The 420-nt window shown below is 66.9% G+C and carries 1 pseudogene; it reads right to left on the reverse strand.

Annotated elements, in window-relative coordinates:
* A pseudogene (locus D7X55_RS46890) lies at nt 1-420 on the reverse strand (TonB-dependent receptor); the annotation flags it as partial.

Below are 420 nucleotides of genomic sequence, written 5' to 3' on the forward strand. Positions count from 1 at the left end.
CCGAGCTTCAGCGTGCGCCCCGGCGCCGGCAGCGTGGAGCGCGTGGCCGGGTCGACGTAGTAGCGGTTGCCTAGGTTGGTGCCGACCAGCTCGACGCTTGCGTGGTCATTGAAGCGCCAGCGCGCGTAGGCATCGACGGTGGTGATGTTTCCCCAGGTGAACGGCACATTCTGCCAGATCAGGCCACCGCTGCCGGCGTACAGGCGATCACGGTAGGCCTGCAGGTCCGGGTTCTGGTGGCGCTGGTAATGCACGATGCGGCTGCCCAGCTCCAGGCGCTCATCGAACAGCCGGGTGCCCAGCGACACGTTCACCGACAACCGGGGAATGGCCTGGGTCAGCAGGTAGCCACTGACGAAGCCGTCCTGCACGCAGTTGGGCACCTTGCCGGCCAGCGCATCGAGCTGCACCGCCATGCTT

It is taken from the genome of Corallococcus sp. AB049A (assembly GCF_003668885.1).
GTDB classification, from domain to species: domain Bacteria; phylum Myxococcota; class Myxococcia; order Myxococcales; family Myxococcaceae; genus Corallococcus; species Corallococcus interemptor.